This window comes from Streptomyces sp. NPDC093568 (assembly GCF_044764945.1).
In the GTDB taxonomy this organism is placed as follows: Bacteria; Actinomycetota; Actinomycetes; order Streptomycetales; family Streptomycetaceae; genus Streptomyces.
Window position 1 is genome coordinate 29,314 of record NZ_JBIWJD010000025.1, and the last position, 15,330, is coordinate 44,643.

Genomic DNA, 15,330 nt, shown 5'->3' on the forward strand with positions numbered 1-15,330 from the left:
CCCAGCCCAGTTCGCGGCTACGGCTCGACGAGCGCCCGTCGTTCCGCGTTCACCCCACGGTCGTACGGCGTTCGGCGCGGGCTCCAAATCTGGCCACTGTCAGCGAACTTGGTCCTCAGGAGGCCCGAATGTCCCCGCACGCCACAGGTCGGCACCGCGCTCACCGTCTCGTCGCCGGGGGCGTGCCCCTCGCCGTGATCGCGGCGCTCGTGGCCGCCGGCCCTGCCGCCGGCGCCGGGGACCGGCAGGGCAGCGCGCATGTCGTGGGCACGGCGACGCTCGGCGACATCCCGCTCGCCGCGTTCAGCAACGCGCTGCTGCCGGGCACCGTGGCCGACGACCGGGGCGTGGACCTCGGCGGCATCGGCAGCGACATCTACCCGGCGGGCCGCAAGGGCGAGTTCTGGACGGTCACCGACCGCGGGCCCAACGGCCAGATCAAGGTGGACGGCTCGAAGCGCCGGACGTTCCCGGTGCCGGGCTTCGACCCGGCGATCGTGAAGATCCGGGTGACGGGCAGCACCGTGAAGGTGCTGGACGCGATTCCGGTCACGACCGCTTCCGGCAAGCCCGTCACCGGCCTCCCGAACCAGCAGGGCCGCGACGAGGCGCCGTACTCCTATGACGCGCGGACTCCGCTCACGTACGACCCGAACGGGCTGGACACCGAGGGCATCGTGCGGGCCGACGACGGGACCTTCTGGCTCGTCGACGAGTACGGGCCCTCCCTCGTGCACGTCTCCGCGCGCGGGAAGGTCCTCACGCGCTACGTGCCCGAGGGGCTCGGCCTCACCGGTGCGGACTACCGGGTGGTGGAGGCGCTGCCCTCCGTGCTGCTGAACCGGAAGATCAACCGCGGCTTCGAGGGGCTCGCCCAGCTGCCGGGCGGCGACCTGGTGCTGGCCGTGCAGAGCCCGCTGTCCCTGCCCGACACGGACGCCGGGGAGGAGTCGCGCACCACCCGGCTGCTGCGGTTCTCGCCGAAGAAGAAGGCGGTCACGGCGGAGTACGCCTACCGCTTCGACCCGGTGAACGTGGTGGACCCGAGCGAGGACGACACCTCCGAGCTGAAGATCTCGTCGGTCGTGGCCGTGGGCGGGAACCGGCTGCTGGTCGAGGAGCGCACCGACAAGGCCGCGCGGCTGCACCTGGTGCGTCTGGACCGCTCGGCGAACATCCTCGGCAGCCGCTGGGACGACGACACGACGTCTCCGTCGCTCGAGCAGCTCGACGACCCGGCGGCCTCGGGCGTGCCGGTGCTCGCCAAGCGGCTGGTCGTCGACCTGGGCAAGGTCGCCGGGGTGCCGGGGAAGATCGAGGGCGTCGCGCGTGTGGACCGCGACACGCTGGCCCTGATCAACGACAACGACTTCGGGATGACGGACGGCGCCGGGGCGTTCGACGACGAGGGCCGGCTGGTCGACAGCGGCATCGAGACGTCCGTGGTCTACGTGCGTCTCCCGCATCGCATCTGACACCCGGCCCGGGCGAACGGCACGCGGGCGTGGCCGTCGGGGAGCGGTAGGCACGCGTGCCGCTCCCCCACTCGTGCCCTACGGCAACTCGCCGACCAGCGACGGCAGCAGCGACTCCAGGCCGCTCGGAAGATCACTCGGCAGATCACTCGGCAGACCGCTCGGAAGATCGGTCGGGAATCCGGACGGCAGTGACGAGGGCAGTTCCCTCGGCAGCCTGGTGGGCAGCTCGGACGGGATGCTGAAGGACGGCCTGGGCGAGCCGCTCGTGCTGCTCCCGGCGGGCGACTTCTCGTCGGGTGAGTCATCGCTGCCCGACAGCGTCAGGACCACGGCCACGACCGCCGCGACGCCCACGATCCCGGCGAGCAGCATGACGAGCGGATTGCGCCGCCGTCCCGGCCCCCCGCCCTCGTCGGGTGGTTCCGAGGGCGGCCAACCACCGTACGAGGGCGGACCACTGTCTCCCGGAGGGGGTCCGTAGCCTCCCGCAGGTGGGCCGTAGCCTCCCGGCGTGCCGTGTCCCTCGGTGGGCGGCGGTGGCCCGAAGCCGCCACCCGGAGGCGGCGTGTCACCCGGCGGTCCCGGCGGTCCTGGCGGCTGAGGCGGTACGGGCGGCATGGCCATACCGTCCAGAGTCGCCGCGCGGGGGCCAGGACGCGACCCCCACACGGAAGTTAATACGGCTCCATGCCTTGGACCATACGATTCCGGAACATTCGGCGCGCACCCCGACCGCCCTGCCCCACCGCGTGCGCCCCGGTCCTTCGACCGGCGGTCACACGCGGTCGGGCACGCGCGCGTGGTGTCAGCCCCGGGCGCCCAGCAGGTGGTCCATGGCCAGCTGGTCCAGACGCTCGAAGGCCATTCCGCGCGCGGCGGCCGCCTCGACGTCGAACTCCTCGAAGGCGGCGCGATCGGCGAGCAGCGCCTTGAGGCCGTCCGCCGCCGTCGGCTGCGCCAGCTCGTCCAGACGCGAGGCACGCAGGGCCTCCTGGACCTCCGGGTCCGCGCGGAAGGCGGCAGCGCGCTCCTTGAGGATGAGGTAGTTGCGCATGCAGCCCGCGGCCGAGGCCCACACGCCGTCGAGGTCCTCGGTCCGCGGCGGCTTGAAGTCGAAGTGGCGCGGACCGGTGTAGCCGGCGCTCTCCAGGAGGTCGACCAGCCAGAAGGCGGCACGCAGGTCGCCGGCGCCGAAGCGCAGGTCCTGGTCGTACTTGATGCCGGACTGGCCGTTGAGGTCGATGTGGAAGAGCTTGCCCGCCCACAGGGCCTGCGCGATGCCGTGCGGGAAGTTCAGCCCGGCCATCTGCTCGTGGCCGACCTCGGGGTTCACGCCGTACAGCTCGGGGCGCTCCAGGCGCTCGATGAAGGCGAGCGCGTGGCCGACGGTCGGAAGCAGGATGTCGCCGCGCGGCTCGTTGGGCTTGGGCTCGATCGCGAACTTCAGGTCGTAGCCCTGGGAGGTGACGTACTCGCCGAGGAGGTCGAAGGCCTCCTTCATGCGGTCGAGAGCGACGCGCACGTCCTTGGCGGCGCCGGACTCGGCGCCCTCACGGCCGCCCCAGGCGACGTACGTCCTGGCGCCCAGTTCGGCCGCCAGGTCGATGTTGCGGATCGTCTTGCGCAGCGCGTAGCGGCGCACGTCCCGGTCGTTGGCGGTGAACGCGCCGTCCTTGAAGACGGGGTGCGTGAAGAGGTTGGTCGTGGCCATCGGCACGGTCATGCCGGTCGCGTCGAGCGCCTCGCGGAAGCGCTTGATGTGCGCCTCCCGCTCGGTGTCGGAGGACCCGAAGGGGATCAGGTCGTCGTCGTGGAAGGTGACGCCGTGGGCGCCGAGCTCGGCCAGGCGCCGCACCGTCTCGACCGGGTCGAGGGCACGGCGGGTGGCGTCGCCGAAGGGGTCCCGTCCCTGCCAGCCGACGGTCCACAGGCCGAAGGTGAACCTGTCCTCGGGGGTGGGCTGGTAGCTCATGCAGCGGCTCCTCGCTTGCTGACAACTGCTTGCTACGACTATTTCGTCATGGCGGTTTACAAATTAGTATGCCAACGCATCTCTGGGAAGAGAGCAGGGTGTGTGTGAGGGAACATCCTGATGAGCCGCGCAAAGAGGGAGAGCCCGATGTCAGCAGCCGAGGGTCCGCTCGTCGTCGGTGTGGACACGTCTACCCAGTCCACGAAGGCGCTGGTCGTGGACGCGTCGACCGGCCAGGTCGTCGCGAGCGGCCAGGCCGTGCACACGGTGTCCTCCGGGGCCGGCCGTGAGAGCGACCCGCGCCAGTGGTGGGACGCCCTCGGCGAGGCCCTGCGCCAGTGCGGCGACGCCGCGCACGAGGCGGCCGCGGTGTCGATCGGCGGGCAGCAGCACGGCCTGGTCACCCTCGACGAGCGGGGCGAGCCGGTCCGCCCGGCGCTGCTGTGGAACGACGTGCGCTCGGCGCCGCAGGCCCGCCGGCTGACCGAGGAGCTGGGCGGCGCGAAGTTCTGGGCCGAGCGCACGGGCTCCGTCCCCGCCGCGTCGTTCACGGTCACGAAGTGGGCCTGGCTGGCGGAGAACGAGCCGGAGTCCGTCCGGGCCACCAAGGCCGTGCGCCTCCCCCACGACTACCTCACCGAGCGCCTCACCGGGCAGGGCACGACCGACCGGGGCGACGTCTCCGGTACGGGCTGGTGGGCGTCCGGCACGGAGTCGTACGACGACGAGATCCTCGCGCACGTGGGGCTCGACCCGGCGCTCCTGCCCCGTGTGGTCCGCCCCGGCGAGATCGCGGGCACCGTGCGCGACAGCCACGACCTGCCGTTCTCCAAGGGCACCCTGGTCGCGCCGGGCACCGGCGACAACGCCGCCGCCGCGCTGGGCCTCGGCCTGCGCCCCGGGATGCCCGTGCTGAGCCTCGGCACCTCGGGCACGGTGTACGCGGTGTCCACGCGGCGCCCCGCGGACCCGACCGGCACGGTGGCGGGCTTCGCCGACGCGCACGGCGACTGGCTGCCGCTCGCCTGCACGCTGAACTGCACGCTCGCCGTCGACCGCCTCGCGAGCCTGCTCGGCCTGGACCGCGAGGCCGTGGATCCCACGAGCGGCCTCACGCTGCTGCCCTACCTGGACGGCGAACGCACCCCGAACCTCCCGAACGCCTCCGGCGTCCTGCACGGCCTGCGCCATGACACGACCGCGGGCCAACTCCTCCAGGCCGCCTACGACGGTGCCGTGCACGCCCTGCTCGGCGCCCTCGACCTGGTCCTGGACGAGGACGCGGACCGCTCGGCCCCGCTGCTGCTGATCGGCGGCGGCGCCCGTGGCACCGCCTGGCAGCAGACGGTGCGGCGGCTGTCGGGACGCCCGGTGCAGGTCCCCGACGCGCGCGAACTGGTCGCGCTCGGCGCCGCCGCCCAGGCGGCCGGCCTGCTGACCGGCGAGGATCCGGCCGCGGTCGCCAGGCGCTGGAACACCACGCGAGGGCCGGTGCTGGACGCCGTCGAGCGGGACGAGGAGACGCTGGCCAGGATCAGCGGGGTACTCTCCGACGCGGCCCCGCTGCTGGAGCGGGCCCCCGAGGCGCACTGAGGACTGACGGAGGCATGACCGCACCGCTGCACGAGGCCCACCCGACCGGAGCCGGGCGCGCGCTGCCCAACACCCAGCAGGGCATGCGCCGCCGCAATCTCGCCCGGGTCATGCACACCGTCAGCGCCGAGGGCCCCCTCTCCCGCGCGGCCGTGGCCTCCCGTATCGGGCTGACACGGGCGGCGGTGTCCACCCTCGTCGACGAGCTGATCCGCTCGGGACTGCTGGAGGAACTCGGTCCCGAGCGGCCCGGCCGGGTGGGCCGTCCCGGATCGGCGCTGGCCGTCAGCGGGCACGGTCCGGCCGGGATAGGCGCGGAGGTCGGCGTCGACCACCTCGCCGTGTGCGCGGTCGATCTGCGCGGCGAGGTGCGCTCCAAGGCGGTGCGGCACGTCGCGAACCGGGGCCGGGCACCCGAGCCGGTGATCGAGGAGCTTCACGCACTGGTGCGCCGGGTCGTCGCCGAGGCGGAGGGCGAGGGGCTGTGGCCGGCCGGCCTGGCGGTGGCCGTACCCGGTCTGGTGGCGCGGGACGCCCGTACGGTCGTACGCGCTCCGAACCTGGAGTGGCGCGACACCGACCTGGCCGCCCTGCTCCCCATGGACCACCCCGTGACCGTGGGCAACGAAGCCGACTTCGGCGCACTCGCCGAACTCTGGCTCGGTGACGGCACGCCGCGTGACTTCCTGCACGTGTCGGCGGAGATCGGCATCGGTGCGGGTGTCGTGGTGGACGGTGGGCTGCTGCGTGGAACGCGCGGTTTCGCGGGCGAGTTGGGCCATGTACCCGTCCGGCCCGACGGACCCGAGTGCCCGTGCGGCGGGCGCGGATGCCTCGAGCAGTACGCCGGCGAGGAGGCGGTGCTGCGCGCGGCCGGACTGGAGCCGGGCGAGGACCGCGTCGGGCTGCTCGCCGGGCGGGCCGCGGACGGTGACACGGACGTACGGCGTGCCCTGCGCGAGGCCGGAGAGGCGCTCGGCATCGCGCTCACCGGAGCCGTCAACCTGCTGGACCCGGAGACCGTCGTGCTCGGCGGCGCGCTGGCCGGCCTCGCACCGTGGCTGCTGCCGTCACTGGAACACGAGTTGGCACGCCGGACGGCGGGCCCCGCGTGTCCGGTGACCGTGTCCCGGCTGGGGCACGAGGGGCCGTTGCTGGGTGCGGCGCACTCGGTCGTACGGGGTGTGCTGGACGATCCGGGGGCGGTTGCGGGGCGGGGTTAGGGCGGGGGTCCGCGGTCGCCCACCACGAGCGGCCACGATGGCCGCACCAGGGGCGTGAGGGCCGTCACATCGGGGTTGCCGGGAGCGGAACCCGTATATTCGCACGCTCGTGTTATGCCTGCATTACGCCAGGATCACAGGAACCCCTATGGGGCGGTTCCCCACCCTTACTGGGGTTCGACATAGGGGCGGGTAAGGGTATGGGCCGCCCGATACGAATGCGTAGCGTATCCGGCGTTGGGGGAACTCGGCCGCACGGCTTCGCGGCATCCAGGCGCATGGGTGTCAGGCCCCCCGACAGATCTGGTCCGAAGCGACGGCTCCCTTTGCGATGCCGTCGACTTCCAGAGACGGAGGGCATGGCATGGATGCGTTGGCGGAGGCTGTTCTGTCCGGAGCCGACTCGGAGAAAATCGGCGAGATCGAACTTCCCGACAGCTATGTGGCCGCGCATCTGCACCGCGACGATCTCAGGACGTTCGACGGGAATTCCCAAAGAGACGTGCGAAAGTCTCTCCGGGTTGACCGTGTCCCCATGCCCGAACTCGCTCCGGACGAGGTCGTGGTGGCCGTGATGGCCAGTTCGATCAACTACAACACGGTGTGGTCGGCGACGTTCCAGCCCGTGCCCACCTTCAACTTCCTTCAGCGCTTCGGCCGTGAGGGCGGTTACGCGGCACGTCATGATCTGCCGCACCACGTGGTGGGTTCCGACGCCTCGGGAGTCGTCGTGCGCGTCGGGGCCGGAGTGCGCCGCTGGCGTGCCGGAGACCATGTCGTGGTCAGCTGTGTGCAGGTGGACGACCAGGAGCCCGCCACCCACGCCGACGGGATGCTCGGTTCGGGGCAGCGCATCTGGGGCTACGAGACCAACTTCGGCGGGCTGGCCCACTACACCGTCGTACGGGCGAGCCAACTCCTGTCGAAGCCGACCCACTTGACCTGGGAGGAGTCGGCCGGCGTCATGCTGACGGCCGCGACCTCCTACCGAATGCTGATCAGCGACAACGGTGCCAGGATCAAGCAGGGCGACATCGTGCTGATCTGGGGTGCCACGGGTGGACTGGGCGCTTTCGCCGTGCAGTTGGTGAAGAACGCGGGCGGGATCCCCGTCGGTGTGGTCGGTTCGGAGCGCAAGGCCGCACTTCTGCGGGCACTGGGCTGCGAGATCGTGATCAACCGGAACGAGATCGGCCTGGGCGGCGACGACGCGCTCACGCCGGAGCGGACCATCGAGCTGGGCAAGCGCCTCGGACGGGCGGTCCGGGCGGCCGTGGGCGAGGATCCGCACGTGGTCTTCGACTACATCGGGCGGGCCACCTTCGGAATCTCGGTCTTCGTCGTGCGCCGCGGCGGCACGGTCGTCACTTGTGGTTCGAGCACCGGATATCAGCACGAGTTCGACAACCGTTATCTCTGGATGAATCTCAAGCGCATTGTGGGCAGCCACGCCGCGAATCTCCAGGAACAGTGGGAGTGCAATCGGCTGGTGCAGCTGGGAATGCTGTCGCCCATCCTGTCGGATGTGTATCCGCTCGCCGACGTCGCCGAGGCAGCCAGGATCGTCCAGCAGAACAAGCACACCGGAAAGGTCGGCGTTCTGTGTCTGGCACCGGCGGAGGGTCTCGGTGTAACGGACCCCGAGAAGCGGGCCGAGCTCGGATTCGAGCGGCTCAATCCCCTGCGGGCCACAGGAATCAAGTCCGCCGCCGAGCGTGCGAGGTCCCAGGAAAGGGCTGCGTGACGTGACCAGGAAACGAATCGGAATCCTGTCGACCGGTTCCTATCTGCCCAAGGAAGAAGTGAGCAACGAGGAGATCGCGGGCCGCGTAGGTGTCACCGCCGAGTGGATCGAGCGCAAGACCCAGATCGTCTCGCGCCGTTACGCGGCCCCGGACGAGGCCACCTCGGACCTGGCCGCACGGGCGGCGACCCGCGCCCTGGAACAGGCGGAACTGACGGCGGACCGGATCGACTACGTGATCGTGTCGACCTCCACCGGGGACTTCCCCCAGCCGCCGACAGCCCATCTGGTGCAGGATGCCATCGGCGCGTACGGTGCCGCATGCTTCGACATCAACGTCGTGTGCAGCGGCTTCGTCTACGCGCTGGAACTCGCCCGCAGCCTCTGCGAGGGCCGCCCGGACAGCCGCGTCCTCGTGATCGGCGCGGATCTGTACTCACGCATCCTCGACTTCGGCGACCGGCGCACGGCCGTGCTGTTCGCCGACGGTGCCGGCGCCGCGGTGGTGGGCCCGGTCGACGAGCCATACGGCATCATCGGCACCGACCTCGTCAGCCGCGGTGACGCCCACGACCTGATCCGCGTGGAGGCGGGCGGCAGCCGCAACCCGGCTTCGGCGCGCACGGTCGCCGAAGGCGGCCACCTGTTCCGGATGAACGGCCGTGGTGTACGGGACTTCGTCATGGCGCATGTGCCGCCCGCCCTCACCGCACTGGCCGACCGGGTCGGCGTGGAGGTGGCGCAGGTCGACCACTTCGTACCGCATCAGGCGAACGGGGTGATGCTCGGCGAGGTGGTCGAACTGACCGGGCTGACCCGGGCGACCACCCACCGCACCCTGCAGAAGTACGGCAACGTGGGCAGCGCCTCGGTGCCCGTGGCCCTCGACGAGGCGAACCGGTCCGGTGCCCTGGGCCGGGGTGATCTGGTGCTGCTCGCCGGGTTCGGCGGCGGTATGTCCATCGGTGCCTCGCTGCTGCGCTGGGGGGTGGCGGCATGAGCTCCGTTCGGGCCGCCGAAGGAATCCAGCGCGTCGGCATCGTCGGCAGCGGCATCATGGGCGCCGGGATCGCCGAGTTGTGCGCGCGGGCCGGCTGTGACGTCCTGGTCGCCGTGTCGTCCGACAAGTCCCTGGAGACGGGGCCTGCTCGGGTGACGCGCTCGCTGGACCGTGCGGTGAGCAAGGGGAAGATCTCGGCTGATGAACGCGCCGGGGCCCTGGAGCGGCTGCTGTTCACCCGCGACCTGGGCGAGCTGAGCGACCGTCAGCTGATCGTCGAGGCGGTGAAGGAGGACGAGTCCCTCAAGGCCGATCTGTTCCGAGCGCTCGACAAGATCGTCGAGTCGTCCGACGCGATCTTCGCCTCCAACACCTCCTCGTTGTCCGTCGCCCGGCTCGCGCAGACCACGAGCCGGCCCGCGCGGTTCGTCGGTACGCACTTCTTCAACCCGGTGCCGGTGCTGCCCCTGGTGGAGCTGGTCGACTCGGTGCTCACGGACCCTCTGGTCACGACCGAGGTGGAGGAGTTCATCGCCGGCCGCCTCGGCAAGACCGTCGTCCGGGCGCCCGACCGGGCCGGCTTCATCGTCAACGCCCTTCTGTTCCCGTATCTGTTGTCGGCGATCCGCATGGTCGACTCCGGCCTCGCGAGCGCCGAGGTGATCGACCAAGGCATGACACTGGGCTGCTCCCATCCGATGGGTCCACTCCAACTCGCCGACCTGATCGGCCTCGACACGACGGTCTCGATCGCCGAGGCCATGTACGAGGAGTTCAAGGAGCCTCTGTACGCACCGCCCGCGCTGCTGCTGCGGATGGTCGAGGGCGGCCTGCTGGGCAAGAAGTCCGGCCGCGGTTTCTACACCTACTCCTGACCGGGCGCGTTCCGCACCGGGCGGGCGTCGGGCGGCGATCCCCCGGATCCGGCCCGCCATTTCACGTAAGTCCACGCACGACGGGTCGCCTCGTCATGCGTTCCACGCGTCGACAGGAAGAGCGAAGAGAATGGTCATCCGTCCCGCATCCGGACTTCCGGAGGGGAACGCGGTCGAAGCCGAGTCCATCGCCGTCGTGGGCCTGTCCTGCAGGTTCCCGGGAGCAGCGGACCCGGACGCCTTCTGGCGTCTGCTGGTCGGCGGCGAAAGCGCCGTGGGACCGGTCCCGGACGGCCGCCCCGGCCTGCCCGCGGACGCCACCGGCAGGCCGGCCGGGTTCCTCGACCGGATCGACGCCTTCGACCCGGAGTTCTTCGGAATGACCCGGCGTGAGGCGGCCTCCGTCGACCCCCAGCAGCGGCTCGTCCTGGAACTCGCCTGGGAGGCGCTCGAGAACGCCGGCATCGTGCCGGACGCGCTGCGGGAGACCCCGACCGGGGTCTTCGTCGGCGCGATCTGGGACGACTACGCCAAACTCGCCCACCAGTACGGGACCGAGACGGTCACCCACCACTCGATCACCGGCCTGAGCCGAGGGATCATCGCCAACCGGGTGTCCTACGTGCTGGGCCTGCGCGGTCCGAGCCTGGTCGTGGACACCGGCCAGTCGTCGTCCCTGGTGGCGGTCCAGCTGGCCTGCGAGAGCCTGCGCCGCGGTGAAGCCGAGGTGGCGCTCGCGGGCGGGGTCAGCCTCAATCTGCTCCCGGAGGGCTTCGTCGTCGGCGACCGGTTCGGGGCACTGTCGCCCGACGGGCGGACGTACACCTTCGACGAGCGTGCGGACGGCTACGTCCGGGGTGAGGGCGGTGGAATCGTCGTCCTGAAGACACTGCGGCGGGCGGTCGCGGACGGCGACCCGGTGTACTGCGTGATCCGGGGTGGTGCCGTCAACAACGACGGCGGCGGCGACACTCTCACCGCGCCGCGCGGTGCCGCGCAGGAGGACGTGTTGCGGCGGGCCTGTGCCGAGGCGGGGGTCGAGCCGGCAGCCGTGCGGTTCGTGGAACTCCACGGCACGGGCACCCCGGTCGGTGATCCGATCGAGGCGGCGGCCCTCGGCGCGGTCCTGGGCGTCGACCGGCCCTCGAGCCGACCGCTCCTGGTGGGATCCGTGAAGACCAACATCGGGCATCTGGAGGGCGCCGCAGGTATCGCCGGGCTCATCAAGGCGGCCCTGTGCCTGCGGGCCGGGATCCTGGTGCCGAGTCTGAACTTCCGCCGGCCGAACCCGGCGATCCCGCTCGACGAGCTGCGGATCGCGGTGAACACCGGGAGGACGGCACTTCAGGGCGACGGCGGCGGGCCCGTGCTCGCGGGTGTCAGTTCGTTCGGCATGGGCGGCACCAACTGCCATCTGGTCCTCTCCGACCGGGCTGACGACCGGGAATCGGCTTCGCCTCCCTCCGTGTCCTCGGCCCCCGTCGTCGTACCGCTGTCGGGCCGGTCACCGCAGGCCCTCGCCGCTCAGGCCGACACGCTGAACCGGCACCTGATGGCGCATCGGCATCTCGCGGTCCAGGATGTGGCGCACTCCCTCGCCACCACCCGAACCCACTTCGAGCACCGTGCCGTCGTCGTCGCCGACGACCGGGCCGCCCTGCTGAACGCCCTGGGTGCGCTCGCCACGGGGGATCCGGCGCCCGGACTGGTGCGGGCCACGGCCCAGGACGGCGACCTCGCCTTCCTGTTCACCGGGCAGGGCAGCCAGCGCTCCGGTATGGGGCGCGAACTGTACGAGGCGTTCCCCGTCTTCGCCCAGGCCCTGGACGCGGTGTGCGCCCACCTGGACCCCGAACTCGAACGACCGCTGCGGCAGGTGATGTTCGCGGATCCCGAGTCCGACGACGCCACGCTGCTCCACCGCACCGGCTACACCCAGCCCGCCCTGTTCGCCTACGAGGTCGCCCTGTACCGGCTGCTGGACCACTGGGGAATCGCCCCGTCCGTCGTCCTCGGCCACTCCGTCGGTGAGCTCGCCGCCGCCCATGTCGCCGGAGTGCTGTCACTACCGGACGCGGCGGCGCTGGTCGCGGCGCGCGGGAGGCTGATGGAACAGCTCCCCGAAGGCGGCGCCATGGTGTCGGTCCAGGCGTCGGAGGAGGAAGTGCGGGCCACGCTGGAGAGCCGCCCGCAGGAGGTGGCCGTGGCGGCCGTCAACGGCCCACTGTCAACGGTGATCGCGGGCGACGAGCAGGCCGTCCTCGACATCGCTCGGGAATGGGCGGAGCGGGGCCGCAGGACCAAGCGGTTGCGGGTGAGCCACGCGTTCCATTCACCGCGCATGGACTCCATGCTCGGTGCGTTCCGCGACATCGCACAACGGCTGGCCTACCGGGCACCCACGCTCACGGTCGTATCGAACCTGACCGGACGGGTGGTCACCGCCGAGGAGATCTGCGACCCCGAGTACTGGGTGCGCCACACACGTGATGCCGTCCGCTTCCTCGACGGGATGCGGGCGACGGAGGAACGGGGCGTTCACCGGTTCCTGGAGGTGGGTCCGGACGCCGTGCTGTCGGCGATGGGACGTGACTGTGTCGTCGAGGAGGCGCGGTTCGTCCCGACGGCCCGCGCCGCGCGCCCCGAAGTGCCCGCCCTGCTCTCGGCGGTCGCCGAACTGCACGCCCTCGGCGTCCGCGTCGACTGGCGCCGCGCGGCCACCCCGGGCGCGCGCGTGGGACTGCCGACGTACGCCTTCCAACGCGACTCCTACTGGCTGAAGGCTCCACAGCGCGCCGGCGATCTGAGCCGGGCCGGGCTGCGCGCCCCGGAGCATCCGCTGCTCGGCGCGGTCGTGCGGCGGGCCGACGCGGACGAACTGCTGCTCACGGGGCGGCTGTCGACGGCCGAACACCCGTGGCTGAGCGGGTCCGCCACGCTGCTGCCCGCGTCCGTGCTGCTGGAACTGGTGCTGGCGACCGGTGAGGAGGTGGGTGCGACCGGTGTGAACCGGCTGACGACCCTGGCCGTGCTCGCCATGCCGGAGGCGCAGGCGGTGCGCGTTCAGGTGGCCGTGGGCCGTGCGGACCGGGAAGGGCGGCGCCCGGTCAGCGTGTACGCGCAGCCTGCGGAGGCCGACTCCGAAGGACGCTGGACTCGACTCGCCGAGGGTCTGCTCGCCTCGCCCGGACCGCAGGACGAGCCGGACCACGGGCTCGCCGTGTGGCCACCGCGGGGGGCGACGCCCGACACCCGACCGGCCCTTGAAGGCGTGCGTGGACTGTGGCGACGCGGCGAGGAGCTGTTCGCCGAGGTCTCACTCGACGAGACGGAGGCACGGGACAGCGCGGCCACCGGACACCGGCTGCACCCGGCCCTTCTGGACGGCGTGTTCCGAGCCGTGGACGGCACCGAGATACCGCACCTCGAGCTGTCGGAACTGAAACTGTACGCCGTCGGCGCCGGCGCGCTGCGCGTCCGGGTCGTGCCGGACGGCTCCGGCGCGTTCGCGATCGAAGCGGCGGACGCGAGCGGACTTCCCGTCCTCGCCATCGGCACGGTACGCCCACGCCAGGCGTCACACGAGGAACTGCGTACTTCGGCGGGGGCCGCGCACCGGGGCGATCTGCACCGACTGCGCTGGCACGCCGTCCCGCTGCCGGAGGACACCGCGCCCACGGGGCCGTACGCGGTGCTCGGCTCCGACCCGTCGGGACTGTCCGCGGCGCTGACCAGCGGCACCGAGGGCGTCGAGCTGTACCCCGACTTCGAGGCCCTCTCCCGGGCCGCGGAGTCCCGGGTGCCGCGTCTGGTGCTCGCGCCCATCGCGCCCGCCCCGGCCGATGCGACGGCCGAGGGCGTCCACGCCGCCGTCACGTCCGTCGCGCGGCTGCTGCGCATGTGGGCGGCGCATCCCCGGTTCGCCGACTCCAGGCTGGTCGTGGTCACCAGGGGAGCCCTGGCCGTGGGCTCCGACGACTTCGCACCCGACCTGACGCACGCGCCCCTGTGCGGTCTCTTACGGGCCGCACAGGCGGAACATCCGGGGCGGTTCGGTCTGCTCGACCTCGGCCCGGCCCCGGAGTCGGCTCGTCATCTCGCCGCGGCGCTCGCCGCCGGGGAACCCGAACTCGCCCTGCGCGGTGGCACCGCTCTGGTCCCCCGGCTGGAGACGGTGGCCGACCGGCCGGACCGACCCGCGGTGTGGGAGTCCGCCGGGACCGTCCTCATCACCGGAGGCACGGGGGCGCTCGGGCAACTCGTCGCCCGTCATCTGGCCTCCGAGCAGGGAGTACGGCACCTGCTGCTGGTCTCGCGCCAGGGCCTGGCCGCTCCCGGAGCGACCGGGCTGGCCGAGGAGCTGGGCGCGCTCGGCGTCGACGTCACCGTCGCCGAGTGCGATGTCGCCGAGCGTGCGGAGCTGGCAGCGCTGATCGCCGCGATCCCGGCGGACCGGCCCCTGACCGCCGTGGTTCATACGGCAGGCGTGCTCGACGACGCGACCCTGGAGAATCTCGACGACGAGCAGATCACCGGGGTGCTGCGCCCGAAGGTCGACGCGGCGCTGCACCTGCACGAGCTGACCCGGGAGCTGAACCTCTCGGAGTTCGTCCTCTTCTCATCGATCACCGGCACGGTCGGCTCGCCCGGACAGGCCGCCTACGCCGCCGCCAACTCCTTCCTGGACGCCCTCGCCCAGCGTCGCCGGACCGAAGGGCTGCACGCCGTCTCCCTGGCCTGGGGCCTGTGGGAGCGACGCGGGCAACTGACCGGACGGCTGGACGACGGCGACATGAACCGACTCGCCAGGGCGGGACTGCTTCCGCTGGCGGACGCCGACGGGCTCGCCCTGTTCGGGGCCGCCAGGGCGGTGGACGAGCCGCTGCTGGTGCCGGCGAGGTTCGACCGTGAACATGCCGGCGCGTGGGGCACGAACCCCGTGCTGCACGGGCTCTTCCCGCCGCGGCCACGGCAGGCCGCCGACGCCCCGGTGCAAACCACCGGTGCCGTGCGACGCCAAGGACCACTGGCCGAGCGCGTGGACGGCCTCCCGGAAGCGGAACGCGTGCGCACCGTCGCGGAGTTGGTACGCGCCGAGACAGCCGTCGTCCTGGAGAAGCCGTCTCCGGCGTCCGTCGACATGGCCCTCACCTTCAAGGAGCTGGGCTTCGACTCCCTGACCGGGGTGGAGTTGCGCAACCGGCTCGGTACGGCGGCGGGTATACGCCTGCCGGCCACGCTTGTGTTCGATCACCCGACCGGCGACGCGGTGACGCAATTCCTCTGCTCGGAGCTGTTCGGCACGGCATCCACGGCGGCGGCCTCGCAGCCCACCGCCCCCGCCGTCGGCCTCGATGACGATCCGGTCGTCGTGATCGGGATGAGCAGCAGGCTCCCCGGCGGCATCAACACCCCCGAACAGCTCTGGGACCTGGTCTCCACCGG

9 protein-coding genes are annotated in these 15,330 nt (G+C 71.9%); 7 read left to right on the forward strand and 2 right to left on the reverse strand.

Features of this window, described 5'->3' with window-relative positions:
- Positions 1–128 precede the first annotated feature (128 nt).
- Positions 129–1,475, forward strand: a complete 1,347-nt coding sequence (locus ACIRD7_RS41570) for an esterase-like activity of phytase family protein (RefSeq protein WP_403461275.1) — start codon at positions 129–131, stop codon at positions 1,473–1,475.
- A 78-nt stretch (positions 1,476–1,553) separates the two neighbouring features.
- On the opposite strand, the gene ACIRD7_RS41575 is transcribed toward ACIRD7_RS41570, so the two are convergent.
- Positions 1,554–1,850 carry a hypothetical protein gene (locus tag ACIRD7_RS41575; protein ID WP_403461276.1) on the reverse strand — a complete coding sequence of 99 codons (297 nt, stop codon included), beginning with the start codon at positions 1,848–1,850 and terminating at the stop codon, positions 1,554–1,556.
- Between the two features lie 433 nt (positions 1,851–2,283).
- On the reverse strand, positions 2,284–3,450 hold the full coding sequence (gene xylA, locus ACIRD7_RS41580; protein ID WP_403461278.1) for a xylose isomerase: 1,167 nt from the start codon (positions 3,448–3,450) through the stop codon (positions 2,284–2,286).
- A gap of 147 nt (positions 3,451–3,597) precedes the next feature.
- On the opposite strand from xylA, the gene xylB reads away from it, so the two are divergent.
- The 6 genes from xylB to ACIRD7_RS41610 all read left to right on the forward strand — a co-directional run.
- Positions 3,598–5,043: a xylulokinase gene (gene xylB, locus ACIRD7_RS41585; RefSeq protein WP_403461279.1), complete on the forward strand. Its 1,446-nt coding sequence runs from the start codon at positions 3,598–3,600 to the stop codon at positions 5,041–5,043.
- Positions 5,044–5,057: 14 nt separating this feature from the next.
- Positions 5,058–6,266, forward strand: coding sequence for an ROK family protein (locus ACIRD7_RS41590; RefSeq protein ID WP_403461280.1), 1,209 nt, complete (start codon positions 5,058–5,060; stop codon positions 6,264–6,266).
- 364 nt (positions 6,267–6,630) lie between these two features.
- Complete coding sequence (gene ccrA, locus ACIRD7_RS41595; RefSeq protein ID WP_403461281.1) at positions 6,631–8,010, forward strand: crotonyl-CoA carboxylase/reductase; 1,380 nt, start codon at positions 6,631–6,633, stop codon at positions 8,008–8,010.
- A 1-nt stretch (position 8,011) separates the two neighbouring features.
- The gene (locus ACIRD7_RS41600) at positions 8,012–9,010 is read left to right on the forward strand and encodes a 3-oxoacyl-ACP synthase III family protein (RefSeq protein ID WP_403461282.1); all 999 of its coding nucleotides are present in this window, start codon (positions 8,012–8,014) and stop codon (positions 9,008–9,010) included.
- The gene (locus ACIRD7_RS41605) at positions 9,007–9,885 is read left to right on the forward strand and encodes a 3-hydroxybutyryl-CoA dehydrogenase (RefSeq protein ID WP_403461283.1); all 879 of its coding nucleotides are present in this window, start codon (positions 9,007–9,009) and stop codon (positions 9,883–9,885) included. The genes ACIRD7_RS41600 and ACIRD7_RS41605 overlap by 4 nt, the downstream gene beginning before the upstream one ends.
- A 130-nt stretch (positions 9,886–10,015) precedes the next feature.
- Positions 10,016–15,330 (forward strand): SDR family NAD(P)-dependent oxidoreductase (locus tag ACIRD7_RS41610; RefSeq protein ID WP_403461285.1); only part of this gene is annotated, 5,315 nt, incomplete at its 3' end.

What these genes read in the sequence shown, in the direction of transcription:
- xylB (WP_403461279.1), top strand. Translation starts at nt 3,598, where the DNA reads ATGTCAGCAGCCGAGGGTCCGCTCGTCGTCGGTGTGGACACGTCTACC.
- ccrA (WP_403461281.1), top strand. Translation starts at nt 6,631, where the DNA reads ATGGATGCGTTGGCGGAGGCTGTTCTGTCCGGAGCCGACTCGGAGAAA.
- ACIRD7_RS41575 (WP_403461276.1), bottom strand. Translation starts at nt 1,850, where the DNA reads ATGCTGCTCGCCGGGATCGTGGGCGTCGCGGCGGTCGTGGCCGTGGTC.
- xylA (WP_403461278.1), bottom strand. Translation starts at nt 3,450, where the DNA reads ATGAGCTACCAGCCCACCCCCGAGGACAGGTTCACCTTCGGCCTGTGG.
- ACIRD7_RS41590 (WP_403461280.1), top strand. Translation starts at nt 5,058, where the DNA reads ATGACCGCACCGCTGCACGAGGCCCACCCGACCGGAGCCGGGCGCGCG.
- ACIRD7_RS41605 (WP_403461283.1), top strand. Translation starts at nt 9,007, where the DNA reads ATGAGCTCCGTTCGGGCCGCCGAAGGAATCCAGCGCGTCGGCATCGTC.
- ACIRD7_RS41570 (WP_403461275.1), top strand. Translation starts at nt 129, where the DNA reads ATGTCCCCGCACGCCACAGGTCGGCACCGCGCTCACCGTCTCGTCGCC.